The organism is Pseudomonas sp. 14P_8.1_Bac3, assembly GCF_025466085.1.
GTDB lineage: Bacteria > Pseudomonadota > Gammaproteobacteria > Pseudomonadales > Pseudomonadaceae > Aquipseudomonas.
Map to the genome: position 1 here is coordinate 1 of NZ_JANLOD010000073.1, position 24,252 is coordinate 24,252.

Below are 24,252 nucleotides of genomic sequence, written 5' to 3' on the forward strand. Positions count from 1 at the left end.
GCATCAACAAACACAGTACCGCTTCATCGCTGGCCAGCAGCTGGACTTTTTCCATGGCCTGCGGCGCGGTCGTTGCGAGCTGGGTCAGCTGCGCGGCAGCACTGCCCAGGCGATCAGCAAATTGTCCGGGGTCTTGCAGGATGTCCGAGAGCAGCTCGATCCGGCCCCACACGCCGCTGATCGCCGTCCAGGTTCCCGCAAGCAGGCCGTTGCCCGTCGCGGCGAACGCCGACTGCGACCACTGCGGTTTGAACCCTTGCCACTCGCTGCGCAGCCAGGCTTGAAGTTGTTCGGTCAGATCGTCGTAGGAAGCGAAGAGCGCACTCACCTGCTCCGGGGTCACCTCACTCTGCACATGAAGGCGATAAAACTTGCCCGGCGTGCCCTTGAACTGGCCTTTACCGTGTTGATCGAGCAAGACGCGGGTCTTTTCGCCTCCATCAACAGCGATCACATCAACCTGAATATTTCCCAGGGGAATGTCATGGACCGACTCGAACTTGCTCTCGATCTGCAGAATTCCGCTCTTCGGACACTGCGCAACACTGGAGAAAAAGGTGTCATCGTCACTGCTCACCGACGTGGTGATATCACCCAGTTTGATCTGCCGCTCCATGCCCATCAGCGAGGGCATGTCCAGCGCGTGGCTGACCGTGTTGGTGCTGCGGTTCAAAAAGCCCTGAAGTTGCTCTCGATATAAACGCAGCGTGTCTTGGAAACCGTCGAGCTGCTGCTCGATGCGTTCGATGGAGTCCATCAACGCACCGCAAGGCGCGAAGTGAGCTGAAAAATCGGGTCGATCATGAGCAAGCTCTCGCGCAAAAAAGGGTGCGCGAAACTCTGCTGGGGATTAATCGAGAATGGAGTCAGGAAAGTAGGATATGACTGTAGGGCATGTCTCTAAACACCGATCGCCGAACCGCGGACCGGCAGAAATGCAAACGTGGCGTCAGGTTTCCCACACGCCACGTTGGTTGATGGGACGATCGCGGAGGTATCAGGCGGGGCCGTCAGTGGACAGCTCTTTCAGCTTGATCTCAGCCAACGGATGCCCCGCCTTCGCAGCGATCGCCCAAAACCGAGCCGCTTCAGCCGGATCCGGCGCCTTACTCGGCGTTCCCGCCAGACTGATCACCCCCACCTGATACGCTGCTTTGCCATCGCCTGCCAGAGCCGCCAGGCGCAGCAACCGGACACCTTCCTCACGAGCCCCGAGGCCAACGCCGCGAAAGGTCAGGATGTGGCCATAGAAGCTTTGAGCGTCGATGTCCCCCAGATTGGCCATGCGCGCGAACTGGCCTTCAAGCCAATGCCAGCCACGGGGCTGGCGCACAAACCACGACCAATGAAACAGCCGACGGGCCAGCCAGTAGCCGGCCCGCGCCTTGAGCCGCAAAAACATTCAGGCCTCGGCCGATTCGGGGTATTCGTACTCGAACACGCGCACCACTTCCGAGGCATGCCAGGATGCGGCGGCGACACCGTCGGATGGTCCGGAAAATCGCCCCAGACGCTCGACACATTCGAAGAAGCCGGTGCGTGGCAGGCGACTGGCGCCCTGGCTGATCACCAGCGAACTGCGCAACGGCTGTTCGGCTTTGGCGTCCAGCGCGGCCAAATGCTCAAGCGCGGCGGTCAAGGTTTGCATGGCCGGCGTCGGCAGTTGCAGTCGCTCCAGCAACGCACGGTAGGTCAGCAAATGTCGCTGGCGGCGTGCCTGATCCAGCTCGCCCAGCAACCCGTCCCAATGTTGACGACTGATGCGTACGCTCACGATTCATCCCTCCATCCTGGCACCGTCAATTCCCAGGCCAGGCTGCGGCGAATCGCAGCGTCGGGTTGACGCTCGCCACTTTCGATCAAGGCCAGATAAGACGGGCTGATGCCTACCGTGCGGGCGAGCGCCTCAATGGCGATGCCCTTTCCTTCGCGCAAACTGCGTAGTTGATCCAGGCCTGGAAGAATCTGGCCTGGCGCTGCCGCGTGACGCACTGTGGCCTCTCGCGGGGGTGATGGATCGATACCTGCTGCTTTCAGTAGAGCCTGATACTGAGCCCACGGCAGAACCGCATATTCGGGCTCGCCTTCGCGTGTGATTATCTGAATATCCATGACTTCCCCGTAGGACAACGACACTTAGCGAGTCGGCGCTTTTCCCTAGAAGTGTAATCCTAACAGCGGCCAAGGTCGCGGGGGTATGAATATAGGGAGGATCCTGAATGGCTCAGGTTTTTTTCGGCCCCTGAAGTTGAAGTTGTTCCGGGGTATCGGGCAGCCGCTCGACCACCGCCAGCTTCTCCGGCAATTGGCGTTTGCGCCAGGCGCGGAATGCGTTGAGCTCGTCATCGAGGACTTTCATCAGCCAGGCGAGCACGGCAATGTCATCGAGCATGCCGAATACCGGGATGAAGTCTGGAATCGCATCCACGGGGCTCAGGAAATACATCAGGCCGGCCACCACCGAGACTAGCGCTTTCGGGCTGATGGCCCGGTATTCGCCACGCCAGTACGCCAGGCACAATGCCTGCAACAAACGCAGATCGTCTTTCATCTTGCCCAGACGGGCTCCCTGGCTGGCACCTTTGCTGGCCACTGCAAACAGCAGGGTCGGCAAACGGCCGCGGGCAAGCAGGCGTCCAGCCAGCGGCAGGAAACGAGCGAAATTCCAAGGTGCTTTCATCATTCCTCCCGCTGAAATGTTATCCACACAAATTGTGGATAACCTTGTGAACAGAGCCGCATTTCACAGCTGAAAGCCCCGTTTCATAAGGGCCAGACTCAGATCGGGCGTTTTTTACTCACATAAAAAAACCCAAGATTTCATTGACTTGGCGCTCATGCGCGGCTAGCGAGGCGTCTTCAATGCTATGACTGCATCCTGCAACATCCGTTCGCTTTGTTTACCCGCACTGAACCCCAGATGCAACAACGCCCCGCATAAGCGAGGCGTTGTTGGCAGACCGGACGCTGATTACTTCGCGGCGTCGTCTTGCTTGGCTGGATCCTTGATGGCCAGCAGTTCCAGGTCGAATACCAGCACCGAGTTGGCTGGAATCGCCGGGCTTGGGCTTTGTGCGCCGTAAGCCAGTTCGCTAGGGATGTACAGTTTGTACTTCTCGCCAACATGCATCAATTGCAGGCCTTCGACCCAACCCGGGATCACACCGCTGACCGGCAGATCGATCGGGCTGCCGCGCTCGACGGAGCTGTCGAACACGGTACCGTTGGTCAGCTTACCGGTGTAGTGAACAGTCACTACGTCAGTCGGCTTGGGCTGTGGGCCGTCGGCTTTCTTGACTACTTCATACTGCAGGCCAGAAGCAGTGGTGGTGACACCGGCTTTCTTGGCATTGTCTTCGAGGAATTTCTTGCCAGCGGCTGCCGACTCTTCACTCATTTTGGCCATGCGTTCTTCAGCACGCTTTTGCAGTGCGGCGAAGGCTTCGACCAGTTCTTCGTCTTTCAGCTTCTGTTCTTTCTTGCCGACGGCATCTTCGATGCCTTGGGCTACGGCTTTGGAGTCCAGGTCATCCATGCCTTCTTGGGCGAGGCTCTTGCCCATGTTCAGGCCAATCCCGTAGGAAGCTTTTTGCGCCGGGGTTTTCAGCTCTACGCTGGTCTGCGAGTCACAACCCGCAAGTACCAGGCTAACCAGGGCCACCGCCGCCGCCAACCGATGCTGTTTCATGCTATTTCCTTGTTCATGCGCCTAAAGGGCAATCGAGTAAAGCCGCGAGCTTATCAGGCGGCCACGACCAATGGCTACCGGCATGAGAGCAGGAAACCTCCGATAAGTTCAGGTGTTGTAACGCATTTCCGGAATCGGCTGATGAAGCTTCTGTCATCTTCGCCCCACGGACACAGCTGACCCATCCCACACACTCTGGCGTAATGGCCACTTGCCGCACGTTTGCGGCTCAGGCATAAGAGAGCGACAAATCGACAAGGATGTTTATCTTGCGCCTCTTTTATCGCTTGCTGGTTCTGATCATTGCGCTGCTGGGCGTGGCCCTGGCAGTGGTTCTGTACTACGTCGCCAATCCGAAGCTGCCGCCGTGGACTCCTGCAAAACAGGTGCATTACCTGGAACAATGGAGCTCGGCTGACCGCCAGACCTACTACTTCACGCCCCAGGGCACGCAAGTCAAAGGCTTGCGCTACGACTGGTTCAATGCGCTCGAGCTGCCTTTTTCGCAGCAGCGATTTGCCGCTCCGGAATACCTGGCGCGCTTCGGTTTCCTGGTCGATCCGGGTCAGAAAGCCACGCCAGACAATCCGGGCAACCTGCCGGTAGGTTTCGCCCGGCATCAAAACCCCGGCAGCCCGGACCAGTTCCTGGACATCACCTGCGCCGCCTGCCACACCGGCGAGTTGCGCTTCAACGGCCAGGCGATCCGTATCGATGGTGGTTCGGCGCAGCATGTCTTGCCGTCCAGTGTTCCTACATTGCGCGGTGGCAGTTTCGGACAGGCACTGGTCGCCAGTCTCGCGTCGACTTACTACAACCCCTGGAAATTCGAACGCTTCGCCCGCAACGTGCTGGGCCAGGACTACGACGCCCGAAATGAACAACTGCGCAAAAACTTCAAGGCATCCCTCGATACCTTCCTGAAAGTCGCCTGGATTGACACTCACCGCGGGCTCTACCCGACCGAGGAAGGCCCTGGCCGTACGGATGCGTTCGGGCGTATCGCCAACGCCAGTTTCGGCGACGCCATTTCACCGGCCAACTACCGGGTCGCCAACGCGCCGGTCGACTATCCGCAACTGTGGGACATGTGGACCTTCGACTGGGTGCAGTGGAACGGCTCGGCGCAGCAGCCGATGGCGCGCAATATCGGCGAAGCTCTGGGTGTGGGGGCCACGCTTAACTTCTTCGACAGCAACGGGCAGCCACTCAGGGGAGAAGATCGCTACCCCTCAAGCGTCCGGGTGCGCGATCTGCATCTCATCGAGGAGACCCTGCAGCGACTCAAACCCCCGGCCTGGCCAGAAGATCTGTTGGGCGCTGTCGATAAACCGCTGGCAGCCAAGGGTCGCGCGCTGTTCGCCGAAAACTGCGCCGGTTGCCATGTGCCGCGCGTCACCCAGGAAGGCGAGCGCTGGGTTCAGCATCTGCACATGCTGCCCGTAGACGTCATCGGCACCGACCCGACGGCAGCGAACAACATCGCCAACCACCGTTTCGATTTGACCGCCCTGCAATGGGACCCGGCGGAGTTGAAGCAAATGGAGGTGAAGCTGCACCCGGAACCCACTGAACCGCTGGATCTGAGCCAGCTGTCGGTGGCCAAGGGTCTGGCCTACGTCACCGCATTCGTCGAGAACCGCGCTTACCGTGAGGCCAAGGTGACCACGGCGGAGAAACCGCAGATGGATGGCTTCGGCCTGCCGATCGGCGTACGGGAAAAAGTCGCCTATAAAGCCCGGCCGCTGGCGGGCGTATGGGCAACGGCGCCCTTCCTGCACAACGGCTCGGTGCCGAGCATCTTTCAGTTGCTTTCGCCTCAGGATGAACGCGCGACCACCTTCTACAAAGGCACGTTCGAATACGACCCGCGGCACCTGGGCTACCGCACCGAAGCCTTCAGTAACGGTTTCCTGTTCGATACACGCATTACCGGCAACCACAACAGTGGCCATGAATTCCGTGCCGGTGAGCGCGGCAACGGGGTCATCGGCCGGCTGCTGCAACCCGAGGAGCGCTGGGCGTTGCTGGAATACCTGAAAGTGCTGGGCGGCCCGCTGGAGAAACAACTGCCATGATCATGACCACCTTCAAAAAGGATTTACCGATGCTGGCCCGGTTCTGGCTGTGGCTGGGTCGCCTGCTCGGCAAGACCCTGCTGATTCTGCTGGGTATCGGCCTGCTCGGCTGGGCGCTGGCCACGGCGTGGTTTGCCTGGCAACACCGCGGCCCGGTCTCGGCGCTGGAGCAGATCCCGGACGGCGAAGCCGCCATGACCCAAGACGTGATCCAGACCGCGGTGCGCATTGTCGATCAGCACCGCGAAAGCACCCGCTACCTGCGCGATGCCCACGCCAAGGCCCATGGCTGCGTGAAGGCCGAAGTGCAGGTGTTGCCGGAACTCGCGCAGGACTTGCGCCAAGGTGTCTTCAGTGAACCGGGCAAACGCTGGCAGGCCACCCTGCGCCTGTCCAACGGCAACGCGTATCCGCAGTTCGACAGCATGCGTGATGCCCGCGGTATGGCGATCAAACTGCTCGATGTGCCGGGCAAACAGTTGCTCGGCGACCGCGAAGGGCAGCACGAGCAGGACTTCGTGATGTTCAGCCATCCGAACTTTTTCGTCAGCAACGTCGCCGAGTACCGTCAGAATGTCGCGGCGCAGGCGGATGGAAAAAAGGTCATGGCGTTTTTTCCGGGCTGGGATCCCCGGAGCTGGCAGGTCCGACATCTGTTCATCGCCCTCGCGACACTGTCGCCGCCGCCGGACAGCCCGACGCAGACCACTTATTTTTCGGTGTCACCGTACAAATTCGGCGAAACCAACGCCAAGTTCAGAGTGATGCCTGATCCGGACAACTGCCCGGCCTACACCCTGCCCCGACAGAACCACGACCTGCCGAACTTCCTGCGCAGCGCCCTGACCCAGCAGCTGTCCACGGACCGGGTGCCGGCGTGTTTTGCCCTGCAGATCCAGCGTCAGGATGCGAACAGGTTCATGCCGATCGAAGACACCAGCATCGAATGGCGCGAGCAGGATGCCCCCTTCGAAACCGTGGCCCGGATCACCCTGCCCCCTCAGGATTTCGACACCCCGGCGCTGAATCTGCAATGCGACAACCTGTCGTTCAACCCGTGGTTCGGCCTGGAGGCGCATCGACCGATTGGCGGGATCAATCGGTTACGCAAGGCCGTGTACGAAGCGGTCAGCGATTATCGACACAGCCAGAACGCCAGGCAGTAATCGCGCCTCAGGTACCGCGAAACCACTGTGGGAGCGAACCTGCTCGCGATGGATTCGAACGGGGCAGCCTGAATGCCCGTGCTGTCTGGCAGCCCATCGCGAGCAGGCTCGCCCCCACAGGAGATGGCGCCATCTGCGTGTTAAACCCCAGACAGCAAAAAGCCCGCTCAATGAGCGGGCTTTTTCCGTGATGACCTGGCGTTCAGTGTTCCAGGTGACCGAATATGGCGCAGCGGACGGGACTCGAACCCGCGACCCCCGGCGTGACAGGCCGGTATTCTAACCGACTGAACTACCGCTGCGCGTAGCGTTGAAAGCAAGTGGTGGGTGATGACGGGATCGAACCGCCGACATTCTGCTTGTAAGGCAGACGCTCTCCCAGCTGAGCTAATCACCCTTTACCTTCGTTGCGGGGCGCATTGTGCCACAGATTTTCATAACATGTTGATTTAATTGAAAAATAATTCAAAAAATCTGAAAACCAGTGAAACGATACACCTGCAAGAACTTCAGGCAGAAAAAAGCCCGCGTTAGCGGGCTTTTCCGTGGTGACCTGGCGTTCAGCGTTCCAGGTGACCGAATATGGCGCAGCGGACGGGACTCGAACCCGCGACCCCCGGCGTGACAGGCCGGTATTCTAACCGACTGAACTACCGCTGCGCGTAACACTGGAAGCGAATGGTGGGTGATGACGGGATCGAACCGCCGACATTCTGCTTGTAAGGCAGACGCTCTCCCAGCTGAGCTAATCACCCTTCACTTTCGGTGTGGCGCGCATTCTACGGAGCGACCTCCCCTCTGGCAAGCACTTTTTTAAATAATTTTTTCAGGCCTTCCAAAGGCTTAGAGAAGGGTTGGCCTATGGCGCCACGAAGAGAATAATGCCCCACTTTGTATAAAGGAGAGACTCGCCCCATGTGGTTCAAAAACCTGCTTATCTATCGCCTGACCCAAGATCTGCCTTTTGATGCCGAGGCGTTGGAAACTGCACTGGCCACCAAACTGGCGCGTCCCTGTGCAAGCCAGGAGTTGACCACCTACGGTTTCGTCGCGCCATTCGGCAAAGGCGACGATGCGCCTCTGGTGCATGTCAGCGGCGACTTCCTGCTGATTTCCGCCCGCAAGGAAGAGCGCATTCTGCCGGGCAGCGTCGTGCGTGACGCGGTGAAGGAAAAGGTCGAAGAGATCGAAGCCGAACAAATGCGCAAGGTCTACAAAAAGGAACGCGACCAGATCAAGGATGAGATCGTCCAGGCCTTCCTGCCTCGCGCCTTTATCCGTCGTTCGTCGACCTTCGCTGCAATCGCTCCGAAACAGGGGCTGATCCTGGTCAACTCGGCCAGCCCGAAGCGTGCCGAAGACCTGCTCTCCACCTTGCGTGAAGTCATCGGCACCCTGCCGGTACGTCCGCTGACCGTGAAAATGTCCCCGACTGCCACCATGACCGAGTGGGTCACTACTCAGAAGGCCGCGGACGATTTCTTCGTCCTGGACGAGTGCGAACTGCGCGACACCCACGAAGACGGCGGCATCGTGCGCTGCAAGCGTCAGGACCTGACCAGCGAAGAAATCCAGCTGCACCTGAGCACCGGCAAAGTGGTCACTCAGCTGTCGCTGGCGTGGCAGGACAAACTGTCTTTCGTCCTCGACGACAAAATGGTGGTCAAGCGCCTGAAGTTCGAAGACCTGTTGCAAGACCAGGCGGAACAGGACGGTGGCGAAGAAGCCCTCGGCCAGTTGGACGCGAGCTTTACCCTGATGATGCTGACCTTCGGTGATTACCTGCCGGCGCTGGTTGAAGCGTTGGGTGGGGAAGAGATGCCGCAGGGGATCTAAACGCAGTTGATCTTCAGTGGGAGCGGGCTTGCTCGCGAAAGCGGAGTGCCAGTCGACACATGTATTGACTGACGCTCCGCTTTCGCGAGCAAGCCCGCTCCCACAAGGGATTTGCGGTGTAACCAAAAACGAATAATAAGGATCAGACCATGCGCGCACTGGCAGCATTAAGCCGCTTCGTCGGCAACACCTTCGCTTACTGGGTCCTGATTTTCGCCGTCGTGGCCTTTCTGCAACCGGCGTGGTTCATCGGCCTCAAAGGCGCCATCGTCCCGCTGCTGGGGCTGGTGATGTTCGGCATGGGCCTGACCCTCAAACTTGAGGACTTCGCCGAAGTGGCGCGCCATCCGTGGCGTGTGGCCCTCGGCGTTGTTGCACATTTCGTGATCATGCCCGGCGTGGCGTGGTTGCTCTGCCAGGCGTTCCACTTGCCGCCGGAGATTGCCGTTGGCGTGATTCTGGTCGGCTGCTGCCCAAGCGGCACTTCCTCGAACGTGATGACCTGGCTAGCGCGCGGGGATCTGGCGTTATCGGTGGCCATCGCCGCCGTCACCACCCTCCTCGCTCCGCTGCTGACCCCGGCGCTGATCTGGTTGCTGGCCTCAGCCTGGCTGCCGGTATCGTTCATGGAGCTGTTCTGGTCGATCCTGCAAGTGGTGCTGTTGCCGATCATCCTTGGCGTGGTCGCCCAGCGCCTGCTCGGTGACCGGGTGCGCCACGCGGTAGATGTGTTGCCGCTGGTGTCGGTGGTCAGCATCGTGATCATCGTCACGGCGGTCGTTGCCGCCAGCCAGGCGAAAATCGCCGAATCCGGCCTGCTGATCATGGCCGTGGTGATGCTGCACAACAGCTTCGGCTACCTGCTGGGCTACTTCACCGGCCGCCTGTTCAAGTTGCCGCTGGCCCAGCGCAAATCCCTGGCGCTGGAAGTCGGCATGCAGAATTCCGGGCTGGGTGCTGCGCTGGCCAGCGCGCATTTCTCGCCACTGGCCGCGGTGCCCAGCGCATTGTTCAGCGTCTGGCACAACATTTCCGGGGCACTGCTATCGACGTATTTCCGGCGGATGAGCGAAAAGGCCGATCGGGAAGCGGCGGCGCAACAGGCGGCTGACTGACCTCCAACTTGATCCCCGGCTTGATGATGGGCACTCTATTGCGCAACGCGAGGACGACCTCGCGGCTCGATCGAGTCATTATTCTGGGGACGACCCCGTCAATCGATGGAGGTCTTCCATGTCCTGGATCATTCTGTTTTTCGCCGGTCTGTTTGAAGTGGGTTGGGCTGTCGGACTGAAGTACACCGATGGTTTCAGTCGCCCTCTCCCCACCGCTCTGACCGTTGCCGCCATGGCCATCAGCCTGGGTCTGCTGGGCCTGGCCATGAAGGAGTTGCCACTCGGCACCGCCTATGCGATCTGGACAGGCGTGGGCGCCGTCGGCACGGTGATCGCCGGGATCATCCTGTTTGGTGAATCCATGGCGCTGTTCAGGCTCGCCAGCGTCGCGCTGATCATCGTCGGCCTGATCGGGCTGAAAATCAGCACCTGACCGAAGCCGCAACAAAAAAGCCCGCCCCTCTAGCGTTTCAGCGAGAGGGGCGGGCTTTTTCATGGATGGTGTACAGCAGCCAATCAGCTTTCAGCCAGCGCCATCCGCTCGCGGGCTACCAGGGTCTTCTCCGCATGTTCAAGTTGCATGCAGCGTTCCAGGAACAGGAACATGTAGTCGTAGCTTTTGCACACCGCCTGGCGCAACTCTGTCTGCAGAGCCTTGCTCGGGTTCATCCCGGCCAGCGTGCAGATGATTTCCAACGCTTCCCACGGGTGGGCGTCGTCGTACTGGGCGTGCATCTTCAGCCACTTCATGGCGCGCTTGCGATCTTCCTCGGGGAACGCGGCCGCGTAGACCCCCGTGGAGCAGACCACCGCGGACCATTCCCCGGTCGCGCCTTCAATGGCGTAGTTGGTGGCGGCGATGGCGACGATCAGCGAATCCGCCGAACTGGTGTGCCAGCACCAGTGGCTCAACGCATGAAGTTCAGGGGGCACCTGTTGCGCCTGCAGATCTTCCAGGCTGACACCGTGTGCGCGACTCCAGTGCACCCAGTAATCGGCGTGGTTCAGCTCCACACGAATGTTGCGCATCAACCAGCGCCGCGCCATGTCCTCGCCGGGATGGCGGGCAAAACGGGTCTTGGTCAGGTTCTGTGCCATATACAACGCGAACTGTTCGACCACCGGCCAGCCACCAATGAGGTACTGACGCATGGTCCTGGCGCTGAGCTTGTTATCTCGCATGCGCCTGTACAGTTCATGTTCGACTACCCGGCGTTTACTCTCGCTGCAGTCCTGGATCAGTTTCTGAGCCCAGGCGGGGTAACTCGCAGCTTCCATGAGGGGTCCGGTTCGGTTGAATGAGTCGATCACTGTCGGGTTCCTTTTGATTGTGATTGTAAGGATCAGCAAGAGATTTCAACGGAACGTGCCAGGCGCCTTGAACAGCAAGGGTTGAGGCCTGGCAGGACGACTTTGCAAGCTATCACAGGTAAACAGATGCGGGCGCTCAATAACATACCCTTGAGCGTAATCCACCCCAATCTCCAGCAATGCCTGCTCGATCTGAGGCGTTTCAACAAACTCTGCAATCGTACGCTTACCCATGACATGGCCGATGTGATTGATCACCTCGACCATGGCGCGGTTAATTGGGTCGTCCAGCATATCCTTTACGAAACTCCCGTCGATCTTCAAGAAGTCTACAGGCAAATGTTTCAAGTACGCGAATGAGGACATTCCGGCGCAAAAGTCGTCCAGCGAAAAATGGCAGCCTAAGCCTTTGAGCTCATTAATAAATCTGATTGCGCTGCCCAAATTTGAAATTGCGCTGGTTTCAGTGATTTCAAAACAAATCATTTCAGGCGGTATCGAATATGTTACGAACTGTTCGCGGAGGAAGTCGAGGAATGCCTCATCGCCGATGGTCGTGCCTGACAGATTAATCGCACACATGGCCAGCGGCCCTTTGCGTTTCTCGGTGATGCATTGGGCAATGATTTTGAATACGTTCTCCACGACCCAACGATCGAGGGACGTCATCAAACCGTAACGTTCCGCGGCGGGAATAAAACTGTCGGGCAGAATCATGCGCCCGGCTTCGTCATGCAGGCGCAGCAGGATTTCGATATGCCCGCCGCCCTTCTCGACATGACCCAGGGCCGCGATCTCCTGGGCGTACAGGCAGAAACGGTCTTCTTCCAGCGCCATGTGCAAACGCTGCACCCAGGCCATCTCGCCGAACCGCAGGGACAGCTCCGAATCGTCGGCGTGATAGACCTGAACCCGGTTTCGACCTTTTTCCTTGGCCATGTAGCACGCCATGTCGGCAGCACGCAGCGACGTTTCGAGGGTGGTCGGCTGTTGGGTGACGTGCACCAGGCCGATGCTCACGGTGGTGACGAATGGCCGGCCTTTCCAGACGAAGTGCAGGTTCTGTACGGTCTGGCGCAGGCCTTCGGCGATTTTTTCCGCGGCTTCCGGGGAACAGTTCTCCAGCAGGATGCCGAACTCGTCGCCGCCAAGCCGTGCCAGGGTGTCGCCCTCGCGCAGACCCGATTGCAGCAACGCGCAAATATGCCTGAGCAACTCGTCCCCCGCGGCGTGGCCACAGGTGTCATTGACCAGCTTGAACTGATCCAGGTCGAGGAACATCAGCGCATGGCGCCCCGGCTGCCGCGTCAGGTTATGCAGCACCTGTTCCAGGCGGTATTCGAATTCGCGGCGATTGGCGAGACCGGTGAGGGCGTCGTGGGTCGCCTGCCAGGACAGATTGGCGATGTATTGCCGCTCCTGGGTCATGTCGTGCAGGACCAGCACGGTGCCGCTGACCTTGCCGGCGTTGCGGATCGGCGCACCCACAAGCGTGACCGAGACCGTGCTGCCGTCCAGGCGTTGAATCAGTTTGGAATGCTCGCTGCCACCGGTGAGTTGGCCGCTCAGGATATGTTCGATCAGGGTAAACCCTTCCGTCTGGGCGTTTTCGTCCAGCAGATTGAACAGCGCTGCCAAAGGCAAACCGGCCGCTTGTTCGGCTTTCCAGTGGGTCAACGCCTCGGCCGCCGGGTTCATGTAGGCAATGGCGCCTGTCACGTCGGTGGTGATGACTCCATCGCCGATCGATTGCAGGGTGATCTGCGCCCGGTCCTTTTCCAGTTGCAGGGCATCAGCGAACGCGTGGCGTTGTTTAAGCAGTTTGTGCGTGCGCATCAACGCCAGGGCAATCAGGCCCAGGGCGGTGGCGAGGTTGGTCACCAGCAGCAGCCGGAGAATGACCCGCGACCCCTCACCCAGTGCATCGCTGAAGGCCTTCGCTGCGGGTGTGACCTCATCGTTGATCGCGAAAATCTGTGCCTTCCAGCGCTGAACATCCGCATTGGAAGCCCGGCTGGTAGCGATGTGCTGGTGCATCTCCCGGGCAACGTCATCGAGCTTGACCAGATACCCGTCACCCACGGTCCAGAGGTCGATGGCTTTTTCCAGGTAAGTGAAGTGACGGAAATTCAGATACAACCAGATCAGGCTGGATACGTCGTCCGGGTGATTGCCACCCTTGAGGATTGCCAGTCGTGCCGCCTCGATGTTCGGCGGTTGCCGGTCCAGCGCCACGCGCAATTCATGCCCGCCCTGGGGTACGGCGATGGCATTCTGGTATTTGCGAAAGATGACTTCGTCGCGGCTGTCCGCGTAGAGATTGAGGTAATAGATGGCGTCTTTCTGGCCCTTGGACCAAAGGCTTTCGCCGGCCACATAGCCGCGCACCGCCGACAGCACGTACAGGCTAACGCCGCCCAGCATCGCCTGAAACAACACAACGGCAATGAAGGGCCATACGATGCCCAACAACCGTGGCGTTCCGAGAGTCCGCGTTTGATTCATGAGGTCCCTTGCTTAAGCACTGCTGATCGTCGTCCGGACGAAATCGCTACCCTAGACTAGGGTGCGTTCCAAGTCCCTGCAAGTAAGAACCTGTCGGCGCCAGCAAGTGCCATGTAAAAAATCAGTGCTGCTGCAAATGCCCATAAAGCTTGGCGTATAAACCACCCTCGGCAATCAGTTGCTGATGATCGCCATCCTCGGCAATCTGCCCGCCGTCGAACACCAGTACCCGATCGGCCTGTTTTACCGCGGACAGGCGGTGAGCAATGATCAGCGTGGTGCGCTGGCTCAGGAACCGCGCCAGTGCCTGGTGAAGATTGTATTCGGTGGCCGCGTCCAGGGCCGAGGTGGCTTCGTCGAGAATCACCACCTTCGGTTCGGCCAGGACCATCCGCGCGATCGCCAGCCTTTGACGTTGGCCGCCGGACAAGCGCACCCCGGAACGACCGACGATGCTGTCGAGGCCATTGGGCAATTCGCGGATCGTTGCGTGCAACTGCGCGATTTCCAGCGCCTGCCAACAGGCCTCTTCACTGCGTTCGCGGCCCATGGTCAGGTTGGCGCGAACGGTGTCGTTGAACAGCGCCGGGTGCTGCAGGACCACGGCGACGTTTTCCCGGACCGTTTCCAGGCCGATGTCTTGCTGCGTCGAACCGCCAAAGCGAATCGTCCCGGCCAACGGCGTGTACAAGCCCAACAGCAACTGCACCAGCGTACTTTTACCGCCACCGCTGGCACCGACGATCGCGACTTTTTCACCGGGAGCGATCGACAGGTTCATCTGGTCCAACACCAGCTCGTCACCGTAGCCGAAACTCAACCCCTGAACTTCGATGCCCACGGTGTCGCGACCAATGAACGGGTCGACCCCGCCCGGATACTCCGGCTCATCGGCCCGCGCCAGCAGCTCATTGATCCGCGACAGCGCGCCACCGGCGGCGTAGTAGGCGTATTGCAGGTTAAGCAGTTGTTCCACCGGACCGATCATGAACCACAGGTAGCTGAACACCGCGAGCATCTGGCCGATGGACAGGTCGGAGAACAACACCGTGAGCATGGCGGCGGCGCGAAAAATATCGATGCCGAACTGGAACAGCAAGCCGCTGGCCCGGTTGGAAGCATCGGTTTTCCACTGCGACGTCACGGCGTAATCGCGTACCTCCCGCGCGCGCTGGCCGAGCCGCCCGAGGAAGAAGCCCTGGCGGTTGCCGGCCCGCACTTCCTGGATGGCATCGAGGGTTTCGGTCAACGCCTGGGTAAAGCGCGAAGTGCTGTCGTTCTCGAGTTTCTTCAGGTGCTTGACCCGCTTGCCCAACAGCACCGTGGCGTAGATCACCAGCGGGTTGAACAGCATGATCAGCAGCGCCAGCTTCCAGTGCATCCAGATCAGGATGCTCGCGGTGCCGACCAGGGTCAGCATGGCCACCAGAAAACGGCTGAGGGTTTCACCGACGAATTTGTCCAGGGTATCGAGGTCGGTCACCAGGTGCGTGGTGACCGTGCCGCTGCCCAGGCTTTCGTATTCGCCCAGCGAGATGCGCTTGAGCCGCTCGATCAGGCGGATGCGAATGCGGTACACGATGTCTTTGGCCAGTGCCGCGAACAGCTTGGCCTGCACCACGTTGAACAACAGGGCACCGCAGCGCAGCGACAGGGTCACCAGCAGCATCAGGCCAATGTAGCCCGCCGCTTTCTGCCAGCCTTGTGGCAGCGCATGATTCATGACTTTGAGGGCGGAGTCGCCATGGCCGAGCAGCACTTCGTCCACCAGCAACGGCAGGAGCAAAGGAATCGGCACGCTGCACAACGTCGCCAGTACGGCCACGCCATTGGCGATCCACAGGGCTTTCTTGTGTTGCAGTGCCAGGCGACGGATTTCCGCCCAGCTCAGACGATCGACACGCTTGGGAACAGGTGCATCATCAGGCAGATCATGCACAGGCAGCACGCTCCAGCCAGCGGCCGAGCAGCGGAGACAATACGTTCAGGGGCTGATAGCCATTGGTCAGCAAGGCCAGTTGCCCGTCACGCTCGGCCAGCAGCGTCGGAAAACCGGCAATGCCCAGATCTTGTACCCAGGTGAAATCGGCGGCGGTCGCGACATGCATGTCGGCGCGGTCGTACGCCGCCGCGAACTCGATACGCGGCACCCCGGCCTGCTCTGCCAGCTCCACCAGCACACTGGCGTGGGTGACGTCACGACCTTCGGCGTAAAACGCACGCTGGATCAGGCCCAGCAGTTTCCACGCGCAATCCGGCGCCAGGCTGCGCGCGGTGACCAGCGCGCGGCAGGCCGGCTCTGTGTCGTAGACAAAACCCTCGGGCAACGCGCCTTCGGTCTTGAACGGTTGGCCCGTGGCCTCGGTGACCGCTTGCCAATGCTCAAGGATATAGCGCCGGGTGGTCGGCTCCAGCGCCGAGCCGCTGCCGGTACGCAAACCGCCCACCACCAGATGCACATCCACCCCCGCCGCCTGCGCCTGCTCGACCAGCGCAGTGGCCACCGGAGCAAAACCCCAGCACCAGGAACACATCGGGTCCATCACATAGAGCAGGCGGCGAGCAGACATGATTCAAGCCTCGGAAGGTGTTTGCTTGTAGTTGTAGCCGATCGGGTGAGGCATGTTGCGCGCCTTGGCCAGTTCGATCTGCTTCTGCCGATCGGTGGCGCTGCGACGGGTCTTCTCGCTCAGGGTATCCCAGCAATGCGGGCAGCTGATGCCGGCCACATAGTGCTCGGACGCGCGGTCTTCGACGCTCACCGGTGTGCGGCAGGCATGGCACTGATCGTAGTCACCTTCGCTGAGGTCATGACGCACGGTCACGCGGTTGTCGAATACGAAGCAGTCGCCCTGCCACTTGGTTTCTTCCTGCGGCACTTCCTCGAGGTACTTCAGGATGCCGCCCTTGAGATGATAGACCTCGTCGAAGCCCTGGCTGAGCATGTAGCTCGAAGCTTTTTCACAGCGAATGCCGCCGGTGCAGAACATCGCGACTTTCTTGTGCACGGCCGGGTCGAAGTGGGCTTTGATGTAGTCGGGGAATTCGCGAAAACTGGTGGTCTCCGGGTCGATGGCGCCTTCGAAGGTGCCGATCGAGACTTCGTAGTCGTTGCGGGTGTCGATCAGCAGCACCTCTGGATCGCTGATCAGCGCGTTCCAGTTTTGCGGATCGACGTAGGTGCCGACCTGTTTGTTCGGGTCCACGCCGTCGACGCCCAAGGTGACGATTTCTTTCTTGAGTTTGACTTTGGTGCGATAGAACGGCTGCTCGTCGCAATACGACTCTTTGTGGTCGATGTCGTCCATGCGCGGGTCGTTCTTGAGCCAGGCCATCAGCCCGTCAATGCCTTCGCGGGTGCCGGAGACGGTGCCGTTGATGCCTTCCTCGGCGATCAGCAGCGTGCCTTTGATGCCGTTGTCGACCATGGCCTGCAGCAGCGGCTCACGCAGGTCGACGTAGTTTTCCAGGGTGACGAACTTATACAGTGCCGCCACGACAATCTGTTGTGTCATGGGTGATTCTCCAGGTGGCTACCCTCGTAAGGGGTGAACCGGATTCAAAAAAAAACGCGCCGGGTGAGCGGCGCGTTGCGGATTCTAGCAAAAAACCGAGGGTTAATGCTTGCTGCCGCCAGCGCAGGTCGGCGAGGCCGGAGCCGCGTCGATCTGTGCCCATTCCTCAGGCGTGTAGGTATGCAGCGCCAACGCATGGAACTCGCCCATCAGTTCGCCGAGCGTGCCGTAGACCTTCTGGTGACGCTTGACGCGGTTAAGCCCTTCGAACTGCTGGCTGACGATCACCGCCTTGTAATGGGTCTGCAACCCACGACTGTGCATATGGCTTTCATCCAGCACCTGCAGGTGCTCGGGCTGTAACAGGCCCAGTGTCGATTCGATGCGTTGTTGCATGGTCATACCGGGCTCCGCTTAAGGCTTTTTCTTTGCGGCAGGTGCAGCAGCGTTGGCTTTAGGATCCAGCTCGTTGGTCATGTCAGCCAGCAGCTTGTTGACCACAGGCACCGCACTTTCCAGTTTGGCTTGGGTCATCTGGGCCGATTGCTGGGTCAGCTGCGGCATTTTCTCCAGGACTTTCTTGCCCAGTGGCGACTGATAGAACGCAACCAGGTCTTTCAGCTCGGATTCGCTGAAGTTGGTGGTGTAGAGCTTGACCATGTCAGGCTTGAGCTTGTTCCAGCCAATGGCGGCGTCCAGCGCTGCGTTGGCTTTGGCTTGGTAGGTTTCCAGCAAGGCTTTCTTCGACTCGGGGGCTTTGGTCTGTTCAAAGCGCTGAGCGAACATTTGCTGCACTTGCATGTACACCGGGGTGCCCAATTTGTCAGCGTGCGCCAGGGTCAGGAAAGCTTCGGCACTGGCGTTATGGCTGGCGGTATCGGCAAAAACAGGGCCGCTGGCGCAAACCAGTGCAACCGCGGTACAGATGGCACGAAGACGAGTCATCGAGTTTCCTTTTCTAGCAGGCGAGGTAAAACCCCAAGGGCGTCCATTCTGCGCCTAAAAAAGTGTGTCACTCAACCCCAACCCTTGTCGGGCCTGATTTAGAGGGGTTGAATGGTCAATATCCAGACCGATGGAACCACGGCCGGCGATCACGGCCTAAACTGCGCAATCAGACCTACAGGAGTGTGCACGATGAGCCGTATCGAAACCGACAGCCTTGGCCAGGTTGAAGTCCCGGATGAAGCCTACTGGGGCGCTCAGACGCAACGCTCGCTGATCAACTTCGCCATCGGCAATGAGCGCATGCCGCTGGCGGTATTGCATGCCCTGGCGCTGATCAAAAAAGCCGCGGCGCGGGTCAACGACCGCAACGGCGACCTGCCCGCGGACATCGCCCGACTGATCGAACAGGCCGCCGACGAAGTGCTCGACGGCAGCCACGACGACCAGTTCCCGCTGGTGGTCTGGCAGACCGGCAGCGGCACCCAGAGCAACATGAACGTCAACGAAGTGATCGCCGGGCGCGCCAACGAACTGGCCGGCAACCCCCGTGGCGGCAAGACGCCAGTGCACCCCAACGACCACGTCAACCGCTCCCAGAGCTCCAACGACTGCTTTCCAACGGCCATGCACATCGCGGCCGCGCAGGCGGTGCAGCAACATTTGCTGCCGGCGATCAGCGAACTGTCCGGCGGGCTGGCCGAGTTGTCGGCGCGCCACATGAAGCTGGTCAAGACCGGCCGTACGCACATGATGGACGCAACGCCGATCACCTTCGGCCAGGAACTCTCGGCGTTCATTGCGCAGCTGGATTATGCCGAGCGGGCGATCCGCAGCGCCCTGCCGGCCGTGTGTGAGCTGGCCCAGGGCGGCACCGCGGTCGGCACCGGACTGAATTCGCCACACGGTTTCGGCGAAGCCATTGCTTCCGAGCTGGCCGCGCTGTCCGGCCTGCCGTTTGTCACCGCGCCCAACAAGTTCGCCGCACTGGCGGGGCATGAGCCTTTGACCACGCTGTCCGGCGCACTGAAAACCCTGGCCGTGACCCTGATGAAGATCGCCAATGACCTGCGCTTGCTGGGCTCCGGGCCCCGTGCCGGTTTCGCCGAAGTGAAACTGCCGGCCAACGAACCGGGCAGTTCGATCATGCCCGGCAAGGTCAACCCGACCCAGTGCGAAGCCCTGTCGATGCTGGCGTGCCAGGTGCTGGGCAACGACGTGGCCATCGGTTTCGCGGCGAGTCAGGGCCATCTGCAACTGAACGTGTTCAAACCGGTAATCATCCATAACCTGCTGCAATCGATTCGCCTGCTGGGCGATGGCTGCAGCAACTTCCAGCAACATTGCATCGCCGGCCTGGAGCCGGATGCCGAGAAAATGGCTGAACACCTGGAACGCGGGTTGATGCTGGTGACGGCGCTGAACCCGCATATCGGCTACGACAAATCGGCGGAGATCGCCAAGAAGGCCTATGCCGAAGGGCTGACCTTGCGGGAGGCGGCGTTGCAGCTAGGGTATCTGACGGATGAACAGTTCGATGCGTGGGTACGGCCGGAGAATATGTTGGAGGCTGGGGCCAAGGGCTGACGTTTTTAGCGTCTGACCGTCCGCTATCGCGAGCAAGCTCGCTCCTGCAGGTTATGTGTCGACCCGGTGGTCGACGAAAAACCTGTAGGAGCGAGCTTGCTCGCGATGAACGCTAATGCGGTCTAACCCGCCGCCACCCGCACCCGCCGCGCCCTGAGCCCGGCAATCAACGACGGCCCCAGTGCCACCAGCGCCGAACCGAGCACCACCAGCACCGCACCGCCATAACCCAGGCCGTTGATTGTCTCGGCGTGCACATACTCCGGCCACCACCAGGCCGCCAGGGCCACCGCGGCAAACGTCACCAACGGCGTGATCGCCAGGGTTGCGCTCACTCGCGAGGCTTCCCAATGGGCCAGCGCTTCTGCAAACGCGCCATAGGCAATCAGGGTATTCATGCAACACGCCAGCAACAGCCAGCCCTGCAATGGACTCAGCTGCAGCGCTTCCAGCGGATGTACCCAGGGCGTCAGCAACAACCCGCAGGACAAATAGATCACCATCATCACCTGCAAAGAATTCCATACCGTCAGCAGTTGCTTCTGCCCCAAGGCATAGAAAGTCCACACCGTCGACGCCAGCAACACCATCAGCACGCCCGCGGTGTAGTCGGTCAGCGAGGTGAGCAGTTCGGCCAGGCGCTGATTGAAGAACAGCCCGAAGCCGATCAACAGCACCAGCAGGCCAATCCCCTGCCCGATGCTGAACCGCTCCTTGAACACAAACAGACTGGCGATCAGCAACATGATCGGCCCCATCTGCACCACCAGTTGCGCGGTGCCGGGGCTGAGCAGGGTCAGGCCCATCAGGTACAGCACGTAGTTGCCGACCAGGCCAAGCACCGCCATCAGCACCAGCCAGCCACCACGCGGCCCGAGCACCTTACGGCTTGGCAGGCGCTTGGTCGCGGCGAGGTAAATGAACAGGCAACTGCCGGACACCATCAGCCGAAACCAGGTCACTGTCACCGGGTCCATCACCAGCAGCACTTGCTTGAGTTTGATCGGCAGGATTCCCCACAACAGCGCGGTCAACAAGGCCAGGAACAGACCGTAAACCCAGCGACCGGATGAAATGTGCATACGAACCCCAAGGCCAGATGGCAAGAGTGGCCATTCTAGGCGCAGCGGCGCGTGGCACACAGGGACAGTTGGCGACCGGACGCAAATGAAACTGTGCGGGTCGCAGCAGGAAATTGGCGATCAGCCGTCGATCGGTTGGCCAGGCGCCGTAAGCGCTTCTTGCATAAGCTCATCGGACCCGCCACCTTCAGGAGACCCGCCATGTATGGCATGCGCGCCCAGGACAACGCCCCCGCCACCCACTTTCGCAGCGACCGGATGTGCCGGGTAAACGGGGAGTTGTATTTCAGCACCCGGGAAAACACCCTGGAGGGGCCGTTTGACAGCATGGAGAAGGCTGTAAAGGAGATTGAAGCGTATATCGAGCGGATGCAGCGGTTGAGTGCCGGGCATTAGACCGCGGCGCTGCCATCGCGAGCAGGCTCGCTCCCACAATGAATCGTGCTGACCTGTGGGAGCGGGCTTGCTCGCGAAGACGATGTAACAATCACCAAAAATCCCGAGGCTTAACGCACCGCCTCAAACAACCCGGTAGCCCCCATCCCGCCCCCCACACACATCGTGACAATGCCGTAACGCACATTCCGCCGCTGCAACTCCCGCACCAGATGCCCGACCTGACGCGACCCCGTCATGCCAAACGGGTGGCCAATGGAAATCGAGCCGCCATTGACGTTGTACTTCTCGTTGTCGATCCCCAAGCGGTTGCGGCTGTACAGGCATTGCGAAGCGAACGCCTCATTGAGCTCCCACAAGTCGATGTCGGCCACCTGCAAGCCCTTAGCCTTGAGCAACTTCGGCACCGAGAACACCGGGCCGATGCCCATTTCATCCGGCTCGCAACCGGCGACGGTGAATCCCCGGAAAAACGCCTTCGGCTTCAAGCCCAGTTCCAGGGCTTTTTCCAGGCTCATCACCAGGGTCATCGACGCACCGTCGGACAACTGCGATGAGTTGCCCGCCGTCACCGACCCGTCTTCGGCGAACACCGGTTTCAACCCCGCCAGGCTTTCCAGGGTGGTGTCCGGGCGATTGCAGTCGTCGCGGTCGACCACGCCGTCAAGGATCTGCACTTGCCCGGTCGCCTTGTCTTCCACGCGGTACTTCACCGCCATCGGCACGATTTCGTCGTCGAACAACCCGGCCGCCTGGGCTTGAGCGGTGCGCTGCTGACTTTGCAGGGCGTACAGGTCCTGTTCCTCGCGGCTGACGTTGTAGCGACGCGCGACGATTTCGGCCGTCTGGCCCATGGGAAAGTAGATGCCTGGCACCTGCTCTTTGAGCAGCGGGTTGATCAGGTTGTCGGTGTTGACGCTTTTCATCGTCAGGCTGATGGACTCGACGCCACCGGCCACAATAATGTCGCTGCACCCGGAGGCGATCTGGTTGGCGGCGATCGCAATGGCCTGCAAGCCCGACGAGCAGAACCGGTTGAGGGTCATGCCCGCGGTGCCGGTGCCCAGCTGCGACAGCACCGCGACGTTGCGCCCGATGTTGTAGCCCTGGGCGCCTTCGTTGGAGCCGGCGCCGACGATGCAATCCTCGACGCTGGCCGGGTCGATGCCGTTGCGCGTCAGCAGCGCATTGACGCAATGGGCCGCCATGTCGTCCGGACGGGTCTGGTTGAACTTGCCGCGGAAGGACTTGGCCAGGCCGGTCCGCACGCTGTCGACGATCACCACTTCACGCATGGCATACCTCATTATTGTTGTCGGTTGAGAGTGGACCGAGCATAAGTCCGGCCCTTCCCGACCGCGACAATCATTCACCCGGCGTATGCGTCACCATCGATTCACCTCTTCAGTTTTTTCAGCTTCTTCTCGTGTTTGTCGGACTTTTCGAAAGCCGCTTCCAGCGCTTCGTTGAGCGTGCGCAACACCTTGACCCGCGCCCAGCGCTTGTCGTTGGCCTCCACCAGCGTCCAGGGCGACACTTCGGTACTGGTGCGATCGACCATGTCGCCGACCGCCGCGCGGTAGTCATCCCATTTTTCGCGATTGCGCCAGTCATCTTCAGTGATCTTGAAGCGTTTGAAGGGGATCTCTTCGCGGGCCTCGAAGCGCTCCATTTGCGTTTGCTTGTCGATGGCCAGCCAGAACTTGACCACGATCACCCCGGCATCGGCGAGCTGCTCTTCGAAGTCGTTGATCTCACCGTAAGCGCGCAGCCAGTCGGCCGGGCTGCAAAAGCCTTCGATCCGCTCCACTAGCACCCGGCCATACCAGGAACGGTCGAACACGGTGAATTTTCCCCGCGCCGGAATATGTCGCCAGAAACGCCACAGGTACGGATGTGCCCGCTCCTCTTCGGTGGGGGCCGCGATCGGCACGATGCTGTACTGCCGAGGATCGAGCGCCGCGGCCACCCGGCGAATCGCTCCGCCCTTGCCCGCCGCGTCGTTGCCTTCGAACACGGCGATCAGGGCGTGCCGGCGCATGCGTTTGTCGCGCATCAACCCGGAGAATCGCGCCTGTTCGGTGATCAGCTGTTCTTCATAATCGTCCTTGTCCAGGCGCAGGGTAAGGTCGAGGCTGTCGAGCAGGTTCACCAGGTCGACGCTGCTGGCCAAGGGCGCAGCGCTGACTTTATCCGGATGAATCTTCGGTCGTTGCAACGCGGCCTGCAGGCCTTCGAGCAGAATCTTGCCAACTGCCAGGCTGCGGTAATGCGGGTCCATGCCGGCGATCACATGCCACGGCGCATAGTCGCGGCTGGTGCGGCGCAGAATGCGTTCGCCGTATTTGACGAACTTGTCGTAGGTCTTCGATTGCTGCCAGTCCAGCGGGCTGATGCGCCAACTGTGCAGCGGGTCGTCGGCCAGGGCCTTGAGGCGCGCCTTCATCTGTTTCTTGGACAGGTGGAACCAGAACTTGAAGATCAGCGCGCCTTCGTCGCAGAGCATTTTCTCCAGGCGTTCGGCCGCGTTGATGCCCTGGTCGAGCCGCGGATCCTTGAACACGCCGTGGACCCGGCCCTGCAACATCTGGCTGTACCAGTTACCGAAGAAAATGCCCATGCGGCCCGTGGCCGGGAGCATCCGCCAGTATCGCCAGGCCGGTGGGCGCGCCAGCTCTTCGTCGGTCTGCTGGTCGAACGTGCGCACCTCGATCAGCCGCGGGTCCATCCATTCGTTGAGCAGCTTCACCGTCTCGCCCTTGCCGGCGCCTTCGATGCCGTTGATCAAAATGATCACCGGGAAGCGCTTCTGCTGCTGAAGTTCGAACTGCGCTTCGAGCAACGCTTCGCGCAGCGCCGGCACTTCGGCTTCATAGGTTTCTTTGTCGATGACGTGACCGATTTCGGCAGATTCGAACATGGAGCGCTCCCTTTGCAGATTGAGCAAGACTAGCGGATTGGGCAGTGAGTCGGCGGAGAAAATTCCCCAGCGCTGCCACGCTCCCCTCGGGAACGAGCACACATGCGA

Annotated in this window: 22 protein-coding genes, 4 tRNA genes and 1 pseudogene; 7 read left to right on the top strand and 20 right to left on the bottom strand. The window is 60.4% G+C overall.

Translation table 11 applies throughout. From position 1 onward, the window contains the following. The 6 genes and pseudogenes from NTD84_RS26380 to NTD84_RS26405 form a co-directional block, all read right to left on the bottom strand. Window positions 1-757: pseudogene (locus tag NTD84_RS26380) on the bottom strand (type IV secretion protein Rhs); the annotation flags it as partial. Between the two features lie 240 nt (window positions 758-997). Continuing rightward, entirely contained in the window at window positions 998-1,402 is a 405-nt protein-coding gene (locus NTD84_RS26385; protein WP_262171800.1) for a sel1 repeat family protein, read from the bottom strand. Next, a complete protein-coding gene (locus tag NTD84_RS26390; protein ID WP_003223109.1) occupies window positions 1,403-1,774 on the bottom strand; it encodes a hypothetical protein in 372 nt (123 codons plus the stop codon). After that, window positions 1,771-2,112, bottom strand: a complete 342-nt coding sequence (locus NTD84_RS26395; RefSeq protein ID WP_262171803.1) for a helix-turn-helix domain-containing protein — start codon at window positions 2,110-2,112, stop codon at window positions 1,771-1,773. Before NTD84_RS26395 ends, NTD84_RS26390 begins: the two co-directional genes overlap by 4 nt. A gap of 112 nt (window positions 2,113-2,224) precedes the next feature. Continuing rightward, window positions 2,225-2,680 carry a YkvA family protein gene (locus NTD84_RS26400; protein WP_262171806.1) on the bottom strand — a complete coding sequence of 152 codons (456 nt, stop codon included), beginning with the start codon at window positions 2,678-2,680 and terminating at the stop codon, window positions 2,225-2,227. Window positions 2,681-2,971: 291 nt separating this feature from the next. Further along, window positions 2,972-3,688: an FKBP-type peptidyl-prolyl cis-trans isomerase gene (locus NTD84_RS26405; protein WP_262171808.1), complete on the bottom strand. Its 717-nt coding sequence runs from the start codon at window positions 3,686-3,688 to the stop codon at window positions 2,972-2,974. Between the two features lie 269 nt (window positions 3,689-3,957). Here NTD84_RS26405 and NTD84_RS26410 point away from each other — a divergent pair, with 269 nt between their 5' ends. Then, complete coding sequence (locus NTD84_RS26410) at window positions 3,958-5,766, top strand: cytochrome c (RefSeq protein ID WP_262171810.1); 1,809 nt, start codon at window positions 3,958-3,960, stop codon at window positions 5,764-5,766. 29 nt (window positions 5,767-5,795) lie between these two features. Next, complete coding sequence (locus tag NTD84_RS26415; protein WP_262171901.1) at window positions 5,796-6,932, top strand: catalase family protein; 1,137 nt, start codon at window positions 5,796-5,798, stop codon at window positions 6,930-6,932. A gap of 225 nt (window positions 6,933-7,157) precedes the next feature. Here NTD84_RS26415 and NTD84_RS26420 read toward each other — a convergent pair. From NTD84_RS26420 to NTD84_RS26435, 4 genes are all read right to left on the bottom strand, one after another. Continuing rightward, a tRNA-Asp gene (locus tag NTD84_RS26420) sits at window positions 7,158-7,234 on the bottom strand. Between the two features lie 19 nt (window positions 7,235-7,253). Continuing rightward, window positions 7,254-7,329 (bottom strand) — tRNA-Val (locus NTD84_RS26425). Window positions 7,330-7,515: 186 nt separating this feature from the next. Further along, window positions 7,516-7,592, bottom strand: a tRNA-Asp gene (locus NTD84_RS26430). 19 nt (window positions 7,593-7,611) lie between these two features. Then, window positions 7,612-7,687: transfer RNA gene (locus NTD84_RS26435), tRNA-Val, on the bottom strand. Between the two features lie 160 nt (window positions 7,688-7,847). On the opposite strand from NTD84_RS26435, the gene rdgC reads away from it, so the two are divergent. The 3 genes from rdgC to sugE all read left to right on the top strand — a co-directional run bounded on the left by rdgC (window position 7,848) and on the right by sugE (window position 10,316). Further along, window positions 7,848-8,768: a recombination-associated protein RdgC gene (gene rdgC / locus NTD84_RS26440; protein ID WP_262171812.1), complete on the top strand. Its 921-nt coding sequence runs from the start codon at window positions 7,848-7,850 to the stop codon at window positions 8,766-8,768. 149 nt (window positions 8,769-8,917) lie between these two features. Then, complete coding sequence (locus NTD84_RS26445) at window positions 8,918-9,883, top strand: bile acid:sodium symporter family protein (protein ID WP_262171815.1); 966 nt, start codon at window positions 8,918-8,920, stop codon at window positions 9,881-9,883. Window positions 9,884-10,001: 118 nt separating this feature from the next. Further along, window positions 10,002-10,316 carry a quaternary ammonium compound efflux SMR transporter SugE gene (gene sugE / locus NTD84_RS26450; protein WP_262171817.1) on the top strand — a complete coding sequence of 105 codons (315 nt, stop codon included), beginning with the start codon at window positions 10,002-10,004 and terminating at the stop codon, window positions 10,314-10,316. Between the two features lie 83 nt (window positions 10,317-10,399). On the opposite strand, the gene NTD84_RS26455 is transcribed toward sugE, so the two are convergent. The 7 genes from NTD84_RS26455 to NTD84_RS26485 all read right to left on the bottom strand — a co-directional run bounded on the left by NTD84_RS26455 (window position 10,400) and on the right by NTD84_RS26485 (window position 18,159). Beyond that, the gene (locus NTD84_RS26455) at window positions 10,400-11,161 is read right to left on the bottom strand and encodes a TenA family transcriptional regulator (RefSeq protein WP_410017381.1); all 762 of its coding nucleotides are present in this window, start codon (window positions 11,159-11,161) and stop codon (window positions 10,400-10,402) included. 78 nt (window positions 11,162-11,239) lie between these two features. Next, window positions 11,240-13,699: an EAL domain-containing protein gene (locus tag NTD84_RS26460; protein ID WP_262171822.1), complete on the bottom strand. Its 2,460-nt coding sequence runs from the start codon at window positions 13,697-13,699 to the stop codon at window positions 11,240-11,242. Between the two features lie 121 nt (window positions 13,700-13,820). Next, window positions 13,821-15,638 carry an ABC transporter ATP-binding protein gene (locus NTD84_RS26465; protein WP_262171825.1) on the bottom strand — a complete coding sequence of 606 codons (1,818 nt, stop codon included), beginning with the start codon at window positions 15,636-15,638 and terminating at the stop codon, window positions 13,821-13,823. Then, window positions 15,631-16,269 carry a DsbA family protein gene (locus NTD84_RS26470; protein WP_262171828.1) on the bottom strand — a complete coding sequence of 213 codons (639 nt, stop codon included), beginning with the start codon at window positions 16,267-16,269 and terminating at the stop codon, window positions 15,631-15,633. Before NTD84_RS26470 ends, NTD84_RS26465 begins: the two co-directional genes overlap by 8 nt. Before the next feature lie 3 nt (window positions 16,270-16,272). Next, entirely contained in the window at window positions 16,273-17,214 is a 942-nt protein-coding gene (locus NTD84_RS26475) for a rhodanese-related sulfurtransferase (RefSeq protein ID WP_262171831.1), read from the bottom strand. Between the two features lie 102 nt (window positions 17,215-17,316). Next, window positions 17,317-17,616 (bottom strand): BolA family protein, encoded by a 300-nt coding sequence (locus NTD84_RS26480; protein WP_262171834.1) that lies wholly within the window; start codon window positions 17,614-17,616, stop codon window positions 17,317-17,319. Between the two features lie 12 nt (window positions 17,617-17,628). Beyond that, on the bottom strand, window positions 17,629-18,159 hold the full coding sequence (locus tag NTD84_RS26485; RefSeq protein ID WP_262171837.1) for a DUF2059 domain-containing protein: 531 nt from the start codon (window positions 18,157-18,159) through the stop codon (window positions 17,629-17,631). A gap of 192 nt (window positions 18,160-18,351) precedes the next feature. Between NTD84_RS26485 and NTD84_RS26490 the strand changes: the two genes are divergently transcribed. Beyond that, window positions 18,352-19,746, top strand: a complete 1,395-nt coding sequence (locus tag NTD84_RS26490) for a class II fumarate hydratase (RefSeq protein WP_262171839.1) — start codon at window positions 18,352-18,354, stop codon at window positions 19,744-19,746. Window positions 19,747-19,868: 122 nt separating this feature from the next. Here NTD84_RS26490 and NTD84_RS26495 read toward each other — a convergent pair whose 3' ends face one another. After that, the gene (locus NTD84_RS26495) at window positions 19,869-20,828 is read right to left on the bottom strand and encodes a DMT family transporter (protein ID WP_262171842.1); all 960 of its coding nucleotides are present in this window, start codon (window positions 20,826-20,828) and stop codon (window positions 19,869-19,871) included. A gap of 201 nt (window positions 20,829-21,029) precedes the next feature. Between NTD84_RS26495 and NTD84_RS26500 the strand changes: the two genes are divergently transcribed. Next, entirely contained in the window at window positions 21,030-21,224 is a 195-nt protein-coding gene (locus NTD84_RS26500) for a DUF6316 family protein (RefSeq protein WP_262171845.1), read from the top strand. 110 nt (window positions 21,225-21,334) lie between these two features. Here NTD84_RS26500 and NTD84_RS26505 read toward each other — a convergent pair whose 3' ends face one another. Continuing rightward, complete coding sequence (locus tag NTD84_RS26505) at window positions 21,335-22,519, bottom strand: thiolase family protein (RefSeq protein ID WP_262171848.1); 1,185 nt, start codon at window positions 22,517-22,519, stop codon at window positions 21,335-21,337. Between the two features lie 101 nt (window positions 22,520-22,620). Next, window positions 22,621-24,144, bottom strand: coding sequence for a polyphosphate:AMP phosphotransferase (gene pap, locus NTD84_RS26510; RefSeq protein ID WP_262171851.1), 1,524 nt, complete (start codon window positions 24,142-24,144; stop codon window positions 22,621-22,623). Window positions 24,145-24,252: the final 108 nt, after the last annotated feature.

What these genes read in the sequence shown, in the direction of transcription:
- NTD84_RS26385 (WP_262171800.1), bottom strand. Translation starts at nt 1,402, where the DNA reads ATGTTTTTGCGGCTCAAGGCGCGGGCCGGCTACTGGCTGGCCCGTCGG.
- NTD84_RS26395 (WP_262171803.1), bottom strand. Translation starts at nt 2,112, where the DNA reads ATGGATATTCAGATAATCACACGCGAAGGCGAGCCCGAATATGCGGTT.
- NTD84_RS26400 (WP_262171806.1), bottom strand. Translation starts at nt 2,680, where the DNA reads ATGAAAGCACCTTGGAATTTCGCTCGTTTCCTGCCGCTGGCTGGACGC.
- NTD84_RS26405 (WP_262171808.1), bottom strand. Translation starts at nt 3,688, where the DNA reads ATGAAACAGCATCGGTTGGCGGCGGCGGTGGCCCTGGTTAGCCTGGTA.
- NTD84_RS26415 (WP_262171901.1), top strand. Translation starts at nt 5,796, where the DNA reads ATGCTGGCCCGGTTCTGGCTGTGGCTGGGTCGCCTGCTCGGCAAGACC.
- rdgC (WP_262171812.1), top strand. Translation starts at nt 7,848, where the DNA reads ATGTGGTTCAAAAACCTGCTTATCTATCGCCTGACCCAAGATCTGCCT.
- NTD84_RS26445 (WP_262171815.1), top strand. Translation starts at nt 8,918, where the DNA reads ATGCGCGCACTGGCAGCATTAAGCCGCTTCGTCGGCAACACCTTCGCT.
- sugE (WP_262171817.1), top strand. Translation starts at nt 10,002, where the DNA reads ATGTCCTGGATCATTCTGTTTTTCGCCGGTCTGTTTGAAGTGGGTTGG.
- NTD84_RS26455 (WP_410017381.1), bottom strand. Translation starts at nt 11,161, where the DNA reads ATGGAAGCTGCGAGTTACCCCGCCTGGGCTCAGAAACTGATCCAGGAC.
- NTD84_RS26460 (WP_262171822.1), bottom strand. Translation starts at nt 13,699, where the DNA reads ATGAATCAAACGCGGACTCTCGGAACGCCACGGTTGTTGGGCATCGTA.
- NTD84_RS26470 (WP_262171828.1), bottom strand. Translation starts at nt 16,269, where the DNA reads ATGTCTGCTCGCCGCCTGCTCTATGTGATGGACCCGATGTGTTCCTGG.
- NTD84_RS26475 (WP_262171831.1), bottom strand. Translation starts at nt 17,214, where the DNA reads ATGACACAACAGATTGTCGTGGCGGCACTGTATAAGTTCGTCACCCTG.
- NTD84_RS26480 (WP_262171834.1), bottom strand. Translation starts at nt 17,616, where the DNA reads ATGACCATGCAACAACGCATCGAATCGACACTGGGCCTGTTACAGCCC.
- NTD84_RS26485 (WP_262171837.1), bottom strand. Translation starts at nt 18,159, where the DNA reads ATGACTCGTCTTCGTGCCATCTGTACCGCGGTTGCACTGGTTTGCGCC.
- NTD84_RS26490 (WP_262171839.1), top strand. Translation starts at nt 18,352, where the DNA reads ATGAGCCGTATCGAAACCGACAGCCTTGGCCAGGTTGAAGTCCCGGAT.
- NTD84_RS26495 (WP_262171842.1), bottom strand. Translation starts at nt 20,828, where the DNA reads ATGCACATTTCATCCGGTCGCTGGGTTTACGGTCTGTTCCTGGCCTTG.
- NTD84_RS26500 (WP_262171845.1), top strand. Translation starts at nt 21,030, where the DNA reads ATGTATGGCATGCGCGCCCAGGACAACGCCCCCGCCACCCACTTTCGC.
- NTD84_RS26505 (WP_262171848.1), bottom strand. Translation starts at nt 22,519, where the DNA reads ATGCGTGAAGTGGTGATCGTCGACAGCGTGCGGACCGGCCTGGCCAAG.
- pap (WP_262171851.1), bottom strand. Translation starts at nt 24,144, where the DNA reads ATGTTCGAATCTGCCGAAATCGGTCACGTCATCGACAAAGAAACCTAT.